The organism is Hyphomicrobium sp. (assembly GCF_036262015.1).
Lineage (GTDB): Bacteria > Pseudomonadota > Alphaproteobacteria > Rhizobiales > Hyphomicrobiaceae > Hyphomicrobium_C.
In genome coordinates this window covers 306,375-319,319 of sequence record NZ_DATAJR010000004.1, presented here as the reverse complement: position 1 = coordinate 319,319, position 12,945 = coordinate 306,375, and the positions used below count along the sequence as shown (strand labels likewise).

Here is a 12,945-nt window from a genome sequence, read left to right as displayed (position 1 = left end):
ATGGCACGTTCTAAGGGGCATGACCGCTCCTCGGAAAAAAAACCGCGCGCGAAGGATACGAGCTTCATGACCGACACGACGACCGTCGTCCCTGCCGAGTGGGCGCCCCAGGCCGCGATCTGGACGGCGTGGCCCGCCGATGCTTCCGAGTGGAACGACGACCTCGCCGCGCCACGCCGCGACGTGGCCGCGCTCGTCAAGGTGCTAGCGGAGAGCAACGCGGTGCGGCTGCTCGTCAACGGCGAGGAAGCAGCGTCGACGGCCTTGGCTGCGGTCGGCACCGAGGTGGAGCTGGTCTCGGCCAAGTACGGCGACATCTGGCTGCGCGACACGGGACCGATCTTCGCGCATGCGGGCAACGATCGCGTGGCGCTGCGCTTCCAGACCAACAGCTGGGGCGGCAAGTACGACCTGCCGGACGACCTTACAGTCGGAGATACCGTAGCCGAGATGGCGGGCACGCCGATCCGCCGCTTCGACTTCGTGCTCGAAGGCGGCGCGGTGGACCACGATGGCGAAGGGACCGTGCTCGCCACCAAGCAGACGCTTCTCAATCCGAACCGCAACGGCTGGACCGCCGAGCAGGCGGAAGCCGCGCTGCGCGACGCGTTCGGCACCAAGAAGCTGATCTGGGTCGACGAGGGCCTCATCGGCGACCACACGGACGGGCACATCGACAACATCGCCCGCTTCGTCGCGCCGGGCCGCGTCGTGTGTCAGGCGGCCGCCGGTCCCGACGATCCAAACGCCACCATTCTCGACGCGATCGCCGCCCGGCTTTCCGAGGCGACGGACGCGGCCGGCCGCAAGCTCGACGTCATCCGCATTCCGGGTGTGGGCCTTTACCGCAATGCCCTTGGCGAGGTCTCGCCTGCCTCGCATATGAACTTCATCATCGCCAACGGCGTCGTGGTGGTGCCAGTCTATGGCACGCCGACGCAGGATGCGGCGCTCAAGGCCTTGCAAGCCGTGTTTCCCGATCGCAAAGTCGTCGGTGTTTCCTCGCGCGGCCTGCTCGGCTGCGGCGAAGCCGGCGGCGGCTCCTTCCACTGCATCACCCAGCAGGAACCTCTCTAATGAAGCATCGCAGCATCACGGTCGCGAGCATCCAGACGTCCTACGGCGACGATATGGCGGCGAACATCGCGAAGACGGAACGCTTCGTGCGCGAGGCTGCCCAGCGCGGCGCCGACGTTGTGCTGCCGAGCGAGCTGTTCCAGGGCATCTACTTCTGCACTAAGCAGGATCCGAAGTGGTTCGAGACCGCGTTTCCGGTCGACGAGCATCCGTGCGTTCTCGCGTTGAAGAAGCTCGCCGGTGAACTGGGCGTCGTCATCCCGATCTCGTTCTTCGAGAAGGATGGGCCGCGCTATTACAACAGCGTCGCGATCGCGGATGCGGATGGCGCGATCCTCGGCGTCTACCGCAAGAGCCACATCCCGGATGGGCCCGGCTACCAGGAGAAGTACTACTTTCGGCCCGGCGACACCGGCTTCAAGACGTGGAAGACAAAGCGCGGGCATATCGGCGTCGGTATCTGCTGGGACCAGTGGTATCCGGAGACGGCGCGCGCCATGGCGGTGGAAGGCGCCGAGGTGCTGTTCTATCCGACGGCCATCGGATCGGAACCGTATGACTCGTCGCTCGACACGCATCTGCAGTGGCAGCGCGCCATGCAAGGGCACGCGGTTTCAAACGCCGTGCCGATCGTGGCGGCGAACCGCATCGGTATCGAGGACAATGAGGGCGTGAAGCAGAAGTTCTATGGGCATTCGTTCATCGCCGATCATCGCGGCGAACTGGTCGAGCGCCTCGGCGCAATGGACGAAGGCGTGCTCGTGCACACGTTCGACCTGACGCTGATCGAGAGCTATCGCGCTGACTGGGGCTTCTTCCGCGACCGGCGCACGGACCTCTACGCGCAGAGCATCATCTAGGTCAGGCTGATCTGGCCTTTGGTGTCGAGCGAACTGGCTGAAGGCCTCACAGCCAGCCCGCCCTCCTAATCTTGAACCGTATCTTCCCTCTTGCCGTCCCTGCGCAAAGACGGCTCGACGTGCGCTCGTTTCTTTTTATTCAGCCGGTGCAACGGGAGCCGCGGCTGGCTCTGCTGCTCCATTCAGTGCGGCGATCGCCTCGGGTGCGACCTCAGTTTCCGACTTTTCTTCTTCGGCTGCGGCTTCTGCTTCCACTGTCTCCTCAGCGTTCTCAGCCTCGGGTTCGGCGGCGGGCGCCTCGTCCGGAGCAGCTTCCGCAACCGTTTCCGGCGCGGCCTCTACAGCGGCAGGAGCTTCTTCAGCAGGTGCCTCGGCGGCGGCTTCGGCAGGTGCGGCTTCAGCCGGCGTTTCCGCAGCAGGTTCCACCGTTGCTTCAGCTGCGGCTTCAGCAGCAGGGGCTTCCTCAGCCGCTGCAGCTTCTGCCTCTGCAGGAGCAGCTTCGACAGCTGGTTCCTCCGCGGCAGCTTCAGCGACGGCTTCCTCAGGTGCCGCTTCGACCGGAGCCTCAACGGCAGGGGCTTCCTCAGCCGGTGCGGCTTCCGCGGGAGCGTCGGCAGCGGCAGGCGCCGCCTCAGACGTGGTCTCAGCAGCGACTTCCGCAGCCGGGGCCTCCTCGGAGGCTTCCGCGGCGGCCTCGACGGCAGCAGCGGGTGCTTCCGCTCCTTCGCTTGCCTCAACCGGTGCAGCGGCTGCCTCCTCGGGGGCGGCTTCCGCAGCAGGTTCTTCCGCAACGACAGGCGCTTCCGCCGCCGCTTCGGCGACTTCGGCTTCTGCTTCTGCGGCCGGTTCAGCAGCGACCTCTTCGGCCGCGGCTTCGGCAGGCGCTTCGGGTTCCGGAGCTAGGACCGGCTCGGCGAGTGCCGTGCCGCATGCCGCGATCGCGTCGCGAGGCGCTTCCGCCTCGGGCGCGATCTCGACCACCGGAGCAACCTCGACGGCTGCTGCGGCGGTCGGAGCGGCCGGCGCTCCTTCTATAAACTCACTCATTTGCCTTGCGAGATGAACGATCGTGTCGGCTTTGCAGCCGAGCTCCATCGCCATCCGCAAGCAGGCAAATCTCTGCTCTTGGAGGTTCATGAGAACTCCATTTTTTGTGGTTTGGGATGTCAGTGGCGTTGTTTGGTGCGATGCAAACAACGCTAGCATCATACTGCTTCGTTTATCTTGAGGCTACACTTGAAAGACTTTGGAACAACAATATTTCAAAGTAAAATCATTGAACTAACGGAGTCTCCAATTCAGCAACTTCGCGCTCGCGTTAAGCCGTTTCGATAAACGAACTTCTGAGGTTCGGACTCTTTTCGATCCGCCTAACGTGTGCACACGCGCTGCAATGAGGCGTGAGTTTCCCCGCTTCTTGAGAGAGAGATCGGCAGCGCGTTGGGCAGAGCTTCCTGCATCGCTTGCCTCATCGTCCCGGATCTCACGGCGCCTCACAAAAGTGTCAGCCCCTATGGGGTTTTGCGGCCTTCTCCGGGCTCTCGTCCGCGTGTCAGAACGTCCGCATCCGCCAATGCGAACTGGAGATGCTCATGACCTGTCGGATGCTTGTTCTCGCCGCCGCTCTCATCGGAGCGACCACGCCGCTTGCCGCTAAGACGCTCGCCTACGAGGACAACAAGCTCAACTTCAAAACGTGCACCGGAGAAAACGTGTCAGCACGGTGGGTCGGCGCCAACCTCTCGCTCAGCCAGCCCGGCAAATCGCCGGGCGATCCGTCGGCGACGGTCGCGTTCCTGACGTGGGACGGCGATTGCGCCACGTTCGAGTGGGACGGCAACACCGGCACGCTGGTCATCAAACAAGGCGGCGCGGCCAAGCCGGGCGATATTGTGCATTTCGTGGCCTGGGACGGCGCCCGCTGGTCGGCTGCGCGGACGGGCGCAGGCTTCTATCTGGCGCGCATTGCCGACAAGGACGACGCCGCCCCCAAGGCGCGCATGAAGGCCGCCGGCGACTGGCTCGCCAAGAACAACAAGCTCGGCGTGCCGGCGGCGGATACCTTGGCCAAAAGCCTCTCCGAGGCTGGCGGAGGCTGAAATTCCGAGGGCTAGACCCTCGTAAACCGCGCCAATCGGTATCTCGCCGAAGGCGGCCGGGCTGTGGTAGGGAAGCGCACCTCAATCCCGTCAGCGCGAACCCCATCCCTCTGCCCGCATGTCCCAGCCTATTGCCACTGCCGCCGCACCCTCTCTTGCTCGTCCCGAATGGGCGCGGGCCCGAAGGATCGTGGTCAAGATCGGATCGGCGCTACTGACCGACCGGGACACTGGCCAGCTCAAGCGGGACTGGCTGGCGTCGCTCATGGACGACGTGACGGAGCTTGTCCGGCAGGGCCGCGACGTGGTGCTCGTCTCGTCCGGCTCGATCGCGCTCGGGCGGCATAAGCTTGGCCTGCCGAAAGGCGCGCTCGAACTCGAGCAATCGCAGGCCGCCGCCGCCGTGGGGCAGATCAGCCTGGCGCACGCCTACCAGGAGCTGGCTGCCCAGTCGGGGCTCACGGTCGCGCAGATCCTACTTACGCTCGGCGACACCGAGCAGCGCCGCCGTTACCTCAACGCCTGGCACACCATCGAGACGCTCCTCGCCCTCAAGGCCATTCCCGTCGTCAACGAGAACGACACGGTGGCAACGGCCGAGATCAAGTATGGCGACAACGACCGGCTGTCGGCCCGCGTCGCGGGCATGGTGTCGGCCGACTGCCTCGTGCTGCTTTCGGATATCGACGGGCTTTACACGGCGCCGCCGAACGAGAATCCGAACGCCCAGCACATTCCGCTCGTGACCGAGATCACCTCCGAGATCGAGGCGATGGCCGGCGACGCCGGGACGGAGCTGTCCAAGGGCGGAATGAAGACCAAGATCGAGGCCGGGCGTATCGCGCTCGGCGCCGGGACGAACATGGTCATCACCACCGGCAAGGTGCTGCACCCGCTGCGCGCCATCTCACAAGGATGCAAGGTGACTTGGTTCCTCGCGAAGCAGGACCCGGTTACAGCCAAAAAGCGCTGGATCTCGGGTCAGCTCGAGTCGCGCGGCACGCTGCACGTCGACGAGGGCGCGGAGAAGGCACTCGTTGCGGGCAAGAGTCTGCTCGTTGCCGGTGTGACGCACGTCGAGGGCGAATTCGAGCGCGGCGACGCCGTAATCATCCGCGCGCCGGACGGACGTGAACTGGGACGGGGGCTTTCTGCGTATGCGAAGGGTGACGCGGCCCGTATCCTGGGGCGGAAGTCCTCCGAGATCGCCGAAATCCTGGGATTCGAGGGCGGTCCAGAGCTGATCCACCGCGACGACATGGCGCTTCACCGCAAATAGCGGATTGACCGAAGACATTCAGGCTCCGAAGTACAGAACGATGCAGAAAGCAACCGACAGCGACACTCTTGGCACCCTGATGCGCGGCATCGGCGTGGCGGCCCGCGATGCGGCCCGCCAGCTCGCGCTCGCCCCACGTGTAGCCAAGGACAAGGCGCTGACCGTTGCGGCGGGGGCGCTTCGGCGCGACACGCTGAAGATCCTGGACGCCAACGCGAAGGACGTTGCGGCCGCGAAGGCTGCCGGACGGATCGAGTCCTACGTCGACCGGCTGGTGCTGAACGAGACGCGCGTCGCGGGCATCGCCAAAGGTCTCGAAGACATCGCAGCGCTCGCCGATCCGGTCGGCGCCGTGCTTGCCGACTGGACACGCCCGAACGGGCTCAACATCCAGCGCGTGCGCGTACCGATCGGCGTGATCGGCATCATCTATGAGAGCCGGCCGAACGTGACGGCCGACGCGGGGGCGCTGAGCCTCAAGTCGGGCAATGCGGCGATCCTGCGCGGTGGTTCAGACAGCCATCTTTCGAGCCTCGCCATTCATCGCTGCCTCGTCGAGGGCTTGACCGCCGCCGGGCTGCCTGCAGCTGCGATCCAATACGTGGAGACGACGGACCGCGACGCCGTCGGCCACATGCTGCAGGGTCTCGGGGGCGCAATCGACGTCATTGTTCCGCGCGGCGGCAAGGGCCTCGTGCAGCGTGTGCAGGATGAGGCGCGCGTACCGGTGTTCGCGCACTTGGAAGGCATCTGCCACACCTACGTGGATGCGAAAGCAGATCTCGACATGGCTCGATCGGTTGTGGTCAACGCGAAGATGCGGCGGACCGGCGTCTGCGGCGCGACGGAGTGCCTACTCGTCGACAAGACGGCACCGTCTTCCTACTTGCCGACACTCGTGAAAGCTCTGCTCGATGCGGGTGCGGAAGTGCGCGGCGATGCCGACACCCAAGCGGCGGACGCGCGTGTGAAAGCTGCCGAACCGAGCGACTATGGCCACGAATTTCTCGACGCCGTCATTGCGGTCAAGACCGTGGACGGCGTCAGCGAGGCGATCGCGCACATCGCGAAATACGGCTCGCAGCACACGGACGCGATCATCACGTCGGACGAGGCCACCGCGCAGCGCTTCCTCAACGAAGTCGACAGCGCCATCGTGCTCTGGAACGCATCGACACAGTTTGCAGACGGCGGCGAGTTCGGCTTCGGCGCGGAAATCGGCATTGCCACGGGCAAGCTGCATGCGCGCGGCCCCGTAGGCGTCGAGCAGCTCACGAGCTTCAAGTACGTGGGACGTGGAACCGGCCAGATCCGCCCGGTGTAGTTTTCACGCGCTGGCGAGTGACACGAAGCCGTTCTTGGCGAGCACGCTGTCGAGCGTCTTCTCGAGTACGTCGAGCTTGAAGGGCTTCACCAGATAGCCGGTCGCACCTGCGGCCTTCGCAGCGAGAATGTTCTCAGGCTTGGATTCGGCGGTGACAAGAACGAACGGCGTCTCGTGCGTTTCCGGTTCGGAACGCACGATCTTCAAGAGATCGAATCCGCTCATGCCGTCCATATTCCAATCCGACAGAATGAGATCGTAGCGCTTCTGTCGGATCTTCTCGATTGCTTGCAGGCCGTTCGCGGCTTCGTCGACACGCGCGTACCCGAGCTGAACCATCAGTCGCCGGATGATCTTGAGCATCACCTGCCGATCCTCAACGATCAGCACCTCAAGATCCTGGCGTGCCCTCATGACCCGTCCCGCTCCCGGAACCGGTTGCCGCCGCGAGGCGGGTCCGGCTCAACGCTATTGTCCCCGCACCAACAATTCGCCGAGAGCGGTTACCAAATCGTTGCCTAGCTCGACCGCTCGGACGCTGCAGCCTCTGCCGCGATGTCCGACGCGTGTCGAAGCTCCGCATATTCGAGTGCTGCGTTGTCGACGTACGCGCGCTCGCTCTGAGACGGCGCATATGACGGCCCCAGCGCCTGCAATGCAGACGGGCCGTCACTGGAGTGGAAGAAGCCGTTCAACACAACGCCCTTCTCCCGGTAGACCGGATCCCGCAGCAATAGCCCGTGCAGATCCTTCAAGTTGTAGTGCGGTACGGATGCCATCAGGTGATGCGGTAGATGGTAGTCCATGCCCCATGGAAAGATCGCGTAGCGTACGATCGGGCCCGTGAGGAAAACGCGCGTGTTTGTATAGCGCCCGCGATCTGCGTTGCCATGCTGCACCCACTGGCGCAGCATCATGAAGAGCGGGAACGAGGTGAAAAGCGGAATGACCCAATAGAGCGTGTACCACCGCCACGCGGGTGCCGTGTCCGTGACCGTGAGCGCCGTGAGGGTTCCGTAAAGGATCGCAAAATAGATCACGCGGCTCAGCATGGTCGTGCGATGCGAGATGACGGGCGCAAGGCGCGTTTGGCTGAAGGCTTTCTCCGGTGTCAGTAGCAGACAAGTGATCGCCACAACTGTGGACACGATCAAGATCCACACGCCGATGGTGGGATTTCCGAACCGGATCGTCTCTGCCGTCGCGATCGGGGCAGCGACCGCATAGAGAATGCCGACGCGTAACGGCCATTTCGAGCTTTGGTCGTCGGGATCGATGTAGGCGTGTCCGTCGAAGCCGACAGCCGAGTACTTGGCGCGAAACAACGTGAAGCGCAGCAGCCTGAGGGGCGAGAGGCGCTTGAGAAATCCCCAAACCAGCTCGATCGAAGGCACCGGGAAATCCAGCCAGTGCCCGCTCTCCTTGAGCTGGGCGATGTCGGGGTCGCGCTTCGGATCGTTGACGAACTGGTGGTGCGCCAGGTGGTGGATGCGGAACTGGTAGGTCGATGTGTAGATCGGGAACGCTGCCAGCCAATCCGATGCCAGCTCGTTGAGCTTGCGGTTTTTGAACAGCAGGAAGTGCGTACCCTCATGGATCGCGCCGCCAAACTGGTGTTGGGCGGCGCCCAGGATCAGGACGGCAATGATGTTGACGGAAGCAATCCAGCCAAAACCGAAGCCGTTTGCCGTGAGCCAATCGTTGGCGGCAATCGCCCCGGCGATAACGGCCACGATGAGCGCGTAGATCTGGACGAAATAGACCCAGTTCGTCGCGTTGTCCCGGGCCTTCAGGGCTCGAACGGCCTCCGCATCCAGTACGCCCGGCTGGGTGTCAGCCTCGATGCTTTTTGGAAGCGGCGCTGTGGGCTCGGACACAAAGTTCACCCGTCACCTCCACACGCGACCGAGAAAAATGCCCGGCAATCAGCGAATCCTCGATAAATACTGACGTTTTGTTACCTAGGTAGCAAGAAATTCTCATGCTAGGCGTTAGGTTGCAGTGCCGCACGGGATGCCGCAGGGCCGATTTTGCGCAAGCCGGATAGAGTTTTCGCCAGGAGGCGCCAGGGCCTGCCTGCCAAGGAGCTGATTGTGACGACACTGGACAATGGTGATCCCACCCTCGCGACCGCTCCAGCGGCGGCGCCAAGCGTTGCGTCCAACAGCAACCTGCCGTATCGCCTGCGGCGCTTGTTGCGCTACACGGGCGTGAACCTCGTAACCGTCACTCTCGACTACGCGATTTTCCTTTCACTTACCCATGTTTACGATGTGCCTATCACGGCGAGTATTATCGCCTACGCCATCGCGCTCACGCTTAACTATGATCTCTCGAAGCGGTTCGTGTTCGGCGCGGACGGCAGCCACAAGAGCGAGAAGAGGCTGTTTACGGAATTCCTGGTAACAGGACTCCTTGGCCTCGTGCTCACCGCGGTCGGGACAGGCGTCGGCATTCACGCATTCGGCTTCTCGCCGGCCCTTTCCAAAACGATCGCCGTGCTGATCTGCTTTGTCGTGCTCTATATGATCCGGAGCCGTCTGATCTTCACTCGGATAGAATAGGGCCGCTTGGCGGAGGCGGTCTCGCCGGTGCGGTCAGGCCCGCCACCTGAACGCATTCGATTTGGAATCTATGTCCGTACGTCTCCTCTCCAAAAGCTTCGGATCCTTGGCCGTCCGCGTGCCTGCGGCTGCACCCGGCCAGCGGATCGGCTTGCTCGGTGGATCCTTCAATCCACCGCATCGGGCACACGTGGCGATTTCCGAAGCTGTGATGAAGCGCCTCGGCCTGGACGAGGTGTGGTGGCTGGTGTCTCCCGGCAACCCACTAAAAAATCACGATGATCTCGCTCCACTGTCAGAGCGGCTCGAAGCTTGCCGTCGGCTGGCAAGTCGTCCGCGGATCAAGGTCACCGCGCTCGAGGCCGATCTCAAGAGCGCCTCCACAATCGTGACGCTCTCGTTTCTCAAGCGCCGCTTTCCGCGCGTGCATTTCGTATGGCTGATGGGAGGCGACAATCTCGCTGGCTTCCACCGCTGGGGCGAATGGCGGCGGATTGCGCAGCTAATGCCCTTCGTCGTCGCGGATCGACCGCAATGGCGGCTCAAGGCGCTTGCGTCTCCGGCTGCGCGCGCGCTCGCCAAGTACCGGATTGGTGACCAGTTTGCCCATGGGCTGGCCAACCGTACGCCTCCGGCATGGTTGTATCTCACGCTCCGACTCTCGCCAGAGTCGTCCACCGAAATCCGGGCCAACCGTCGCGGGGCCCGCATCACACGCGAGAAACCTTGAGAAGGTCGCCCCGGTTTGCCGTCTGAGCGATGCCCAACCTCCGTACTGGTGCGACAATCTGGTTACCCCCCTATTGCTGGCGCCCCTGCCTCTCGCTATCTTCCCGTTGCCGACGGCGTAATGAGGCGTCGCGGTGGTGGGACTACCGGCCAAGATGTGACGCGGGTCGGCCGGAGCGTTCAACGCACTCCACCTCAAGCCAAACGGCCAAATGACAGGGATGGCCTTCTGGTGCACGAACGGAAAGGAAATTCACCAAAAGATGCGAACCGCCATTGAGGGTGCCCGCAAGGGTGCGCCTCCCGCCGAGGTCGCGCCACAGCGCGCAAGCTCGGAACCGCTGCTCGCCGAGGTCGTGCGTTGGCTCGATGATGCCAAAGCCGAGAAGGTCGTTACGATCGACCTCAAAGGGAAATCGTCGCTTGGCGATTTCATGGTGATTGCCACCGGGCGGTCTGACCGCCACGTCGGCGCAATCGCCGAACAGCTCCGTAAGCATCTTAAGGAGAATGGAGTCGCCAACGTCCGTGTCGAGGGTCTTGAGACCTGCGACTGGGCATTGATCGACGCCGGAGACATTCTCGTTCACGTCTTCCGTGCCGAGGTTCGGGATTTCTACAATCTCGAGAAAATGTGGTCGGCTGCCCGCCCCGGCGAGCAGACGTCTCACTAGGAGCCTACCGCGGCGGACATCCGGCTCCGTCGCGGGCGTCTTGAGACGCAGCGCCGAGTGTATGCGCTGAAGGGCGCTCCCACGTTGTACGGAGCGGGGATTGATGCGTCTTTCGATTGTCGCTGTGGGCCGTCTGAAGGACGGCCCAGAACGTGAGCTCTATCTCAAATACGCAAAGCGAATTGACGATGCCGGGCGCAGCGTGGCCATTGGCCCCCTTACGCTGTCCGAAATCCCTGAAGCACGGCAGGTAAGCGCCAGCCAGCGGCGTGCCGATGAAGCCGGACGCCTGCTGCAGAACGCAGCGGGTGCCGACAGTTTGATCCTGCTCGAGGTCGGAGGAAAAGCCTTCACCAGCGAAGCATTCGCGCGCTGGCTGGGCACCCGGCGCGATGACGGGCAGCGTCATCTGGCCTTCCTGATCGGTGGCCCCGACGGCCATGGCGATAGCGCGCTCGAACGCGCGACGCTTAAGTTCTCCCTCGGTCCTCTGACATTGCCTCACGGACTTGCGCGCATCGTGCTTGCGGAGCAGCTCTACCGTGCGGCGACCATTCTTTCAGGCCACCCCTATCATCGTGCCTGAGGGGTTTTCCCCGTCAAAATCCTGAACCAGAACTCATCTAGTGTCCCGCGATCCTTCGGCCCCACCTGCCTTTTCCAGAAGGCCGAACAGCGATTAACCAAGGTGCCGGTACTGGACCCCAGGGGGTTCAGGCCCTATCAATCCCAATGGCCATCGAGACCGCCGCGCGCCGTCGGACTTGATTTGGCCGCGACGGGGCAATGGGGATCGGACCGGACGTAGTTTTCACACTCTCCGCCTTTAGCTGGCGGGGCGATGTATTAGAGCGTTTTCGATGGGAGGGATAAGATGGCGGATGTCGCGATGCCCGCGCCAGGATTGTCCTCAGCGACCGCTGCGCCAGCCACGACGCTTGCGGTTACGGCCAACGATCTGGTCCAGCCCGATACGATCCGCCCGCGCGAGCGCTTCATTCCTGTTACCAGTTACGCCCTGATCGACCGGCTCACGTCGACCCAAGCGTGGGCTCCTGGGCAGGCGCGCAAAGCGCGTCGGTTCTTCCGCTATCTCGAATACTGGCGGCGCCAGCAGCACAGCGTCGCACTGAGCACGCTCCTGCAATCGTACGAGAGCTTCAGTCCGGACAGCGACCTGCTCATCACGCGCACGTTCACCGCCGAAGAACGCGCGACGATGCAAAAGCGTGTCGTGCGCGAGATCGAAGCAATCCTCAAGCAGGCGAACTATGTGCGGATCGATCCGACCGACGTCGAGATGATCCTCACGGAAGAGTCCCACTACGGCTTGGACTTGCAGGTCGACTTCACCGCGTTCGAGGAAATCCTCATCTACTATCGCGGCGCATCGAACCGCCGGGATCAACGCCGCAGCCTGCGCAAGTTCATGCGCAGAGAGGAATTCGATGTTCCGATTTTCCAACGGCTGTTTCTGCTCTTCAAGCTGAAGCCGTTCGAGACGCGCGTGCTCGAGATCATGAAGGATCAACGGCTTCCGCGGCGGGAAGCGGAGAAGATCGTCAAGAATCTTCGGTCGATGATCCCGGCCGTGGTCGACGAGAACAACATCTATCTCAAGCTGTTCAAGAACATTCCGCGCAGCGACGTGGAGATGGTGTTCCCGAACACGCGCGTGAAATTCCGCCTTCTCGACAAGCTGCGGCTCGGCATCACGGGCAGCGCCGGACTCGGTATGGGTGCTTTCGGAGCAGCCGGCAAAATCGCCGTTGCCGCGACGAACCCGCTCATGGCCGCCGGCGCCGTACTCGGACTTGGCGGCGTCGCGTTCCGGCAGGCGGTGAACTTCCTCAACCAAAAGCAGCGCTACATGGTCGTGATGGCGCAGAACCTTTACTTTCACGCTATGGCGGACAATCGGGGCGTGCTGATCAAGCTGGCCGATCGCGCAGCCGAGGAAGACGTGAAGGAAGAGATGCTGCTCTACAGCGTGCTGGCGAAGGAAACCGCCAAGCACTCGGACTTGCCCGCCATCGATGCAGCCATCGAGCAGTATCTCCAGGCGAGCTTTGGCATCTCCGTAGATTTCGATCTCGAGGACGCGCTACAGCGCCTGCTCAAGGACGGGATCGTGACGGAGGAGCCGGACGGCACGCTGCGGACGCTCAGCCCGGAAGCGGCGGCTCGCCATCTCGACGCGCAGTGGGACATCTTCCTCGACAATCTGCCCGATCCGGAAGGTGAAGAGGGCCAGGAAGGCCAGGAAATGGAGCGGATCTTGCCGAAATCGGAGGATATGCCGCCGTCTGCTCCGATGTCCGATCTGCTATCCTGACGTC

13 protein-coding genes are annotated in these 12,945 nt (G+C 63.1%); 10 read left to right on the top strand and 3 right to left on the bottom strand.

The annotated features are described in order from the left end of the window. The first annotated feature begins 66 nt into the window (after positions 1 to 66). Together VHO05_RS02505 and aguB are read left to right on the top strand one after the other, a co-directional pair. Positions 67 to 1,077 (top strand): agmatine deiminase family protein, encoded by a 1,011-nt coding sequence (locus VHO05_RS02505; protein WP_329645035.1) that lies wholly within the window; start codon positions 67 to 69, stop codon positions 1,075 to 1,077. Beyond that, the gene (gene aguB / locus VHO05_RS02500) at positions 1,077 to 1,937 is read left to right on the top strand and encodes an N-carbamoylputrescine amidase (RefSeq protein ID WP_329645034.1); all 861 of its coding nucleotides are present in this window, start codon (positions 1,077 to 1,079) and stop codon (positions 1,935 to 1,937) included. The genes VHO05_RS02505 and aguB overlap by 1 nt, the downstream gene beginning before the upstream one ends. A gap of 135 nt (positions 1,938 to 2,072) precedes the next feature. On the opposite strand, the gene VHO05_RS02495 is transcribed toward aguB, so the two are convergent. Then, on the bottom strand, positions 2,073 to 3,074 hold the full coding sequence (locus VHO05_RS02495; protein WP_329645033.1) for a hypothetical protein: 1,002 nt from the start codon (positions 3,072 to 3,074) through the stop codon (positions 2,073 to 2,075). 455 nt (positions 3,075 to 3,529) lie between these two features. On the opposite strand from VHO05_RS02495, the gene VHO05_RS02490 reads away from it, so the two are divergent. From VHO05_RS02490 to VHO05_RS02480, 3 genes are all read left to right on the top strand, one after another. Continuing rightward, positions 3,530 to 4,036 carry a hypothetical protein gene (locus VHO05_RS02490; protein ID WP_329645032.1) on the top strand — a complete coding sequence of 169 codons (507 nt, stop codon included), beginning with the start codon at positions 3,530 to 3,532 and terminating at the stop codon, positions 4,034 to 4,036. 118 nt (positions 4,037 to 4,154) lie between these two features. After that, positions 4,155 to 5,315, top strand: coding sequence for a glutamate 5-kinase (proB, locus tag VHO05_RS02485; RefSeq protein WP_414653659.1), 1,161 nt, complete (start codon positions 4,155 to 4,157; stop codon positions 5,313 to 5,315). Positions 5,316 to 5,355: 40 nt separating this feature from the next. After that, positions 5,356 to 6,639, top strand: a complete 1,284-nt coding sequence (locus VHO05_RS02480) for a glutamate-5-semialdehyde dehydrogenase (protein ID WP_329645030.1) — start codon at positions 5,356 to 5,358, stop codon at positions 6,637 to 6,639. Between the two features lie 3 nt (positions 6,640 to 6,642). Here VHO05_RS02480 and VHO05_RS02475 read toward each other — a convergent pair whose 3' ends face one another. Both VHO05_RS02475 and VHO05_RS02470 read right to left on the bottom strand, forming a co-directional pair. Next, entirely contained in the window at positions 6,643 to 7,053 is a 411-nt protein-coding gene (locus tag VHO05_RS02475) for a response regulator (RefSeq protein ID WP_329645029.1), read from the bottom strand. Positions 7,054 to 7,157: 104 nt separating this feature from the next. Continuing rightward, on the bottom strand, positions 7,158 to 8,525 hold the full coding sequence (locus tag VHO05_RS02470; RefSeq protein WP_329645028.1) for a fatty acid desaturase family protein: 1,368 nt from the start codon (positions 8,523 to 8,525) through the stop codon (positions 7,158 to 7,160). 207 nt (positions 8,526 to 8,732) lie between these two features. Here VHO05_RS02470 and VHO05_RS02465 point away from each other — a divergent pair, with 207 nt between their 5' ends. From VHO05_RS02465 to VHO05_RS02445, 5 genes are all read left to right on the top strand, one after another. Beyond that, positions 8,733 to 9,203 (top strand): GtrA family protein, encoded by a 471-nt coding sequence (locus tag VHO05_RS02465; protein WP_329645027.1) that lies wholly within the window; start codon positions 8,733 to 8,735, stop codon positions 9,201 to 9,203. 70 nt (positions 9,204 to 9,273) lie between these two features. Then, positions 9,274 to 9,933, top strand: a complete 660-nt coding sequence (locus tag VHO05_RS02460; protein ID WP_329645026.1) for a nicotinate-nucleotide adenylyltransferase — start codon at positions 9,274 to 9,276, stop codon at positions 9,931 to 9,933. Positions 9,934 to 10,195: 262 nt separating this feature from the next. Continuing rightward, positions 10,196 to 10,606, top strand: a complete 411-nt coding sequence (rsfS, locus tag VHO05_RS02455; RefSeq protein ID WP_329645025.1) for a ribosome silencing factor — start codon at positions 10,196 to 10,198, stop codon at positions 10,604 to 10,606. A gap of 103 nt (positions 10,607 to 10,709) precedes the next feature. Next, complete coding sequence (gene rlmH, locus VHO05_RS02450) at positions 10,710 to 11,192, top strand: 23S rRNA (pseudouridine(1915)-N(3))-methyltransferase RlmH (RefSeq protein WP_329645024.1); 483 nt, start codon at positions 10,710 to 10,712, stop codon at positions 11,190 to 11,192. Positions 11,193 to 11,480: 288 nt separating this feature from the next. After that, positions 11,481 to 12,941 (top strand): TMEM143 family protein, encoded by a 1,461-nt coding sequence (locus VHO05_RS02445; RefSeq protein WP_329645023.1) that lies wholly within the window; start codon positions 11,481 to 11,483, stop codon positions 12,939 to 12,941. Positions 12,942 to 12,945: the final 4 nt, after the last annotated feature.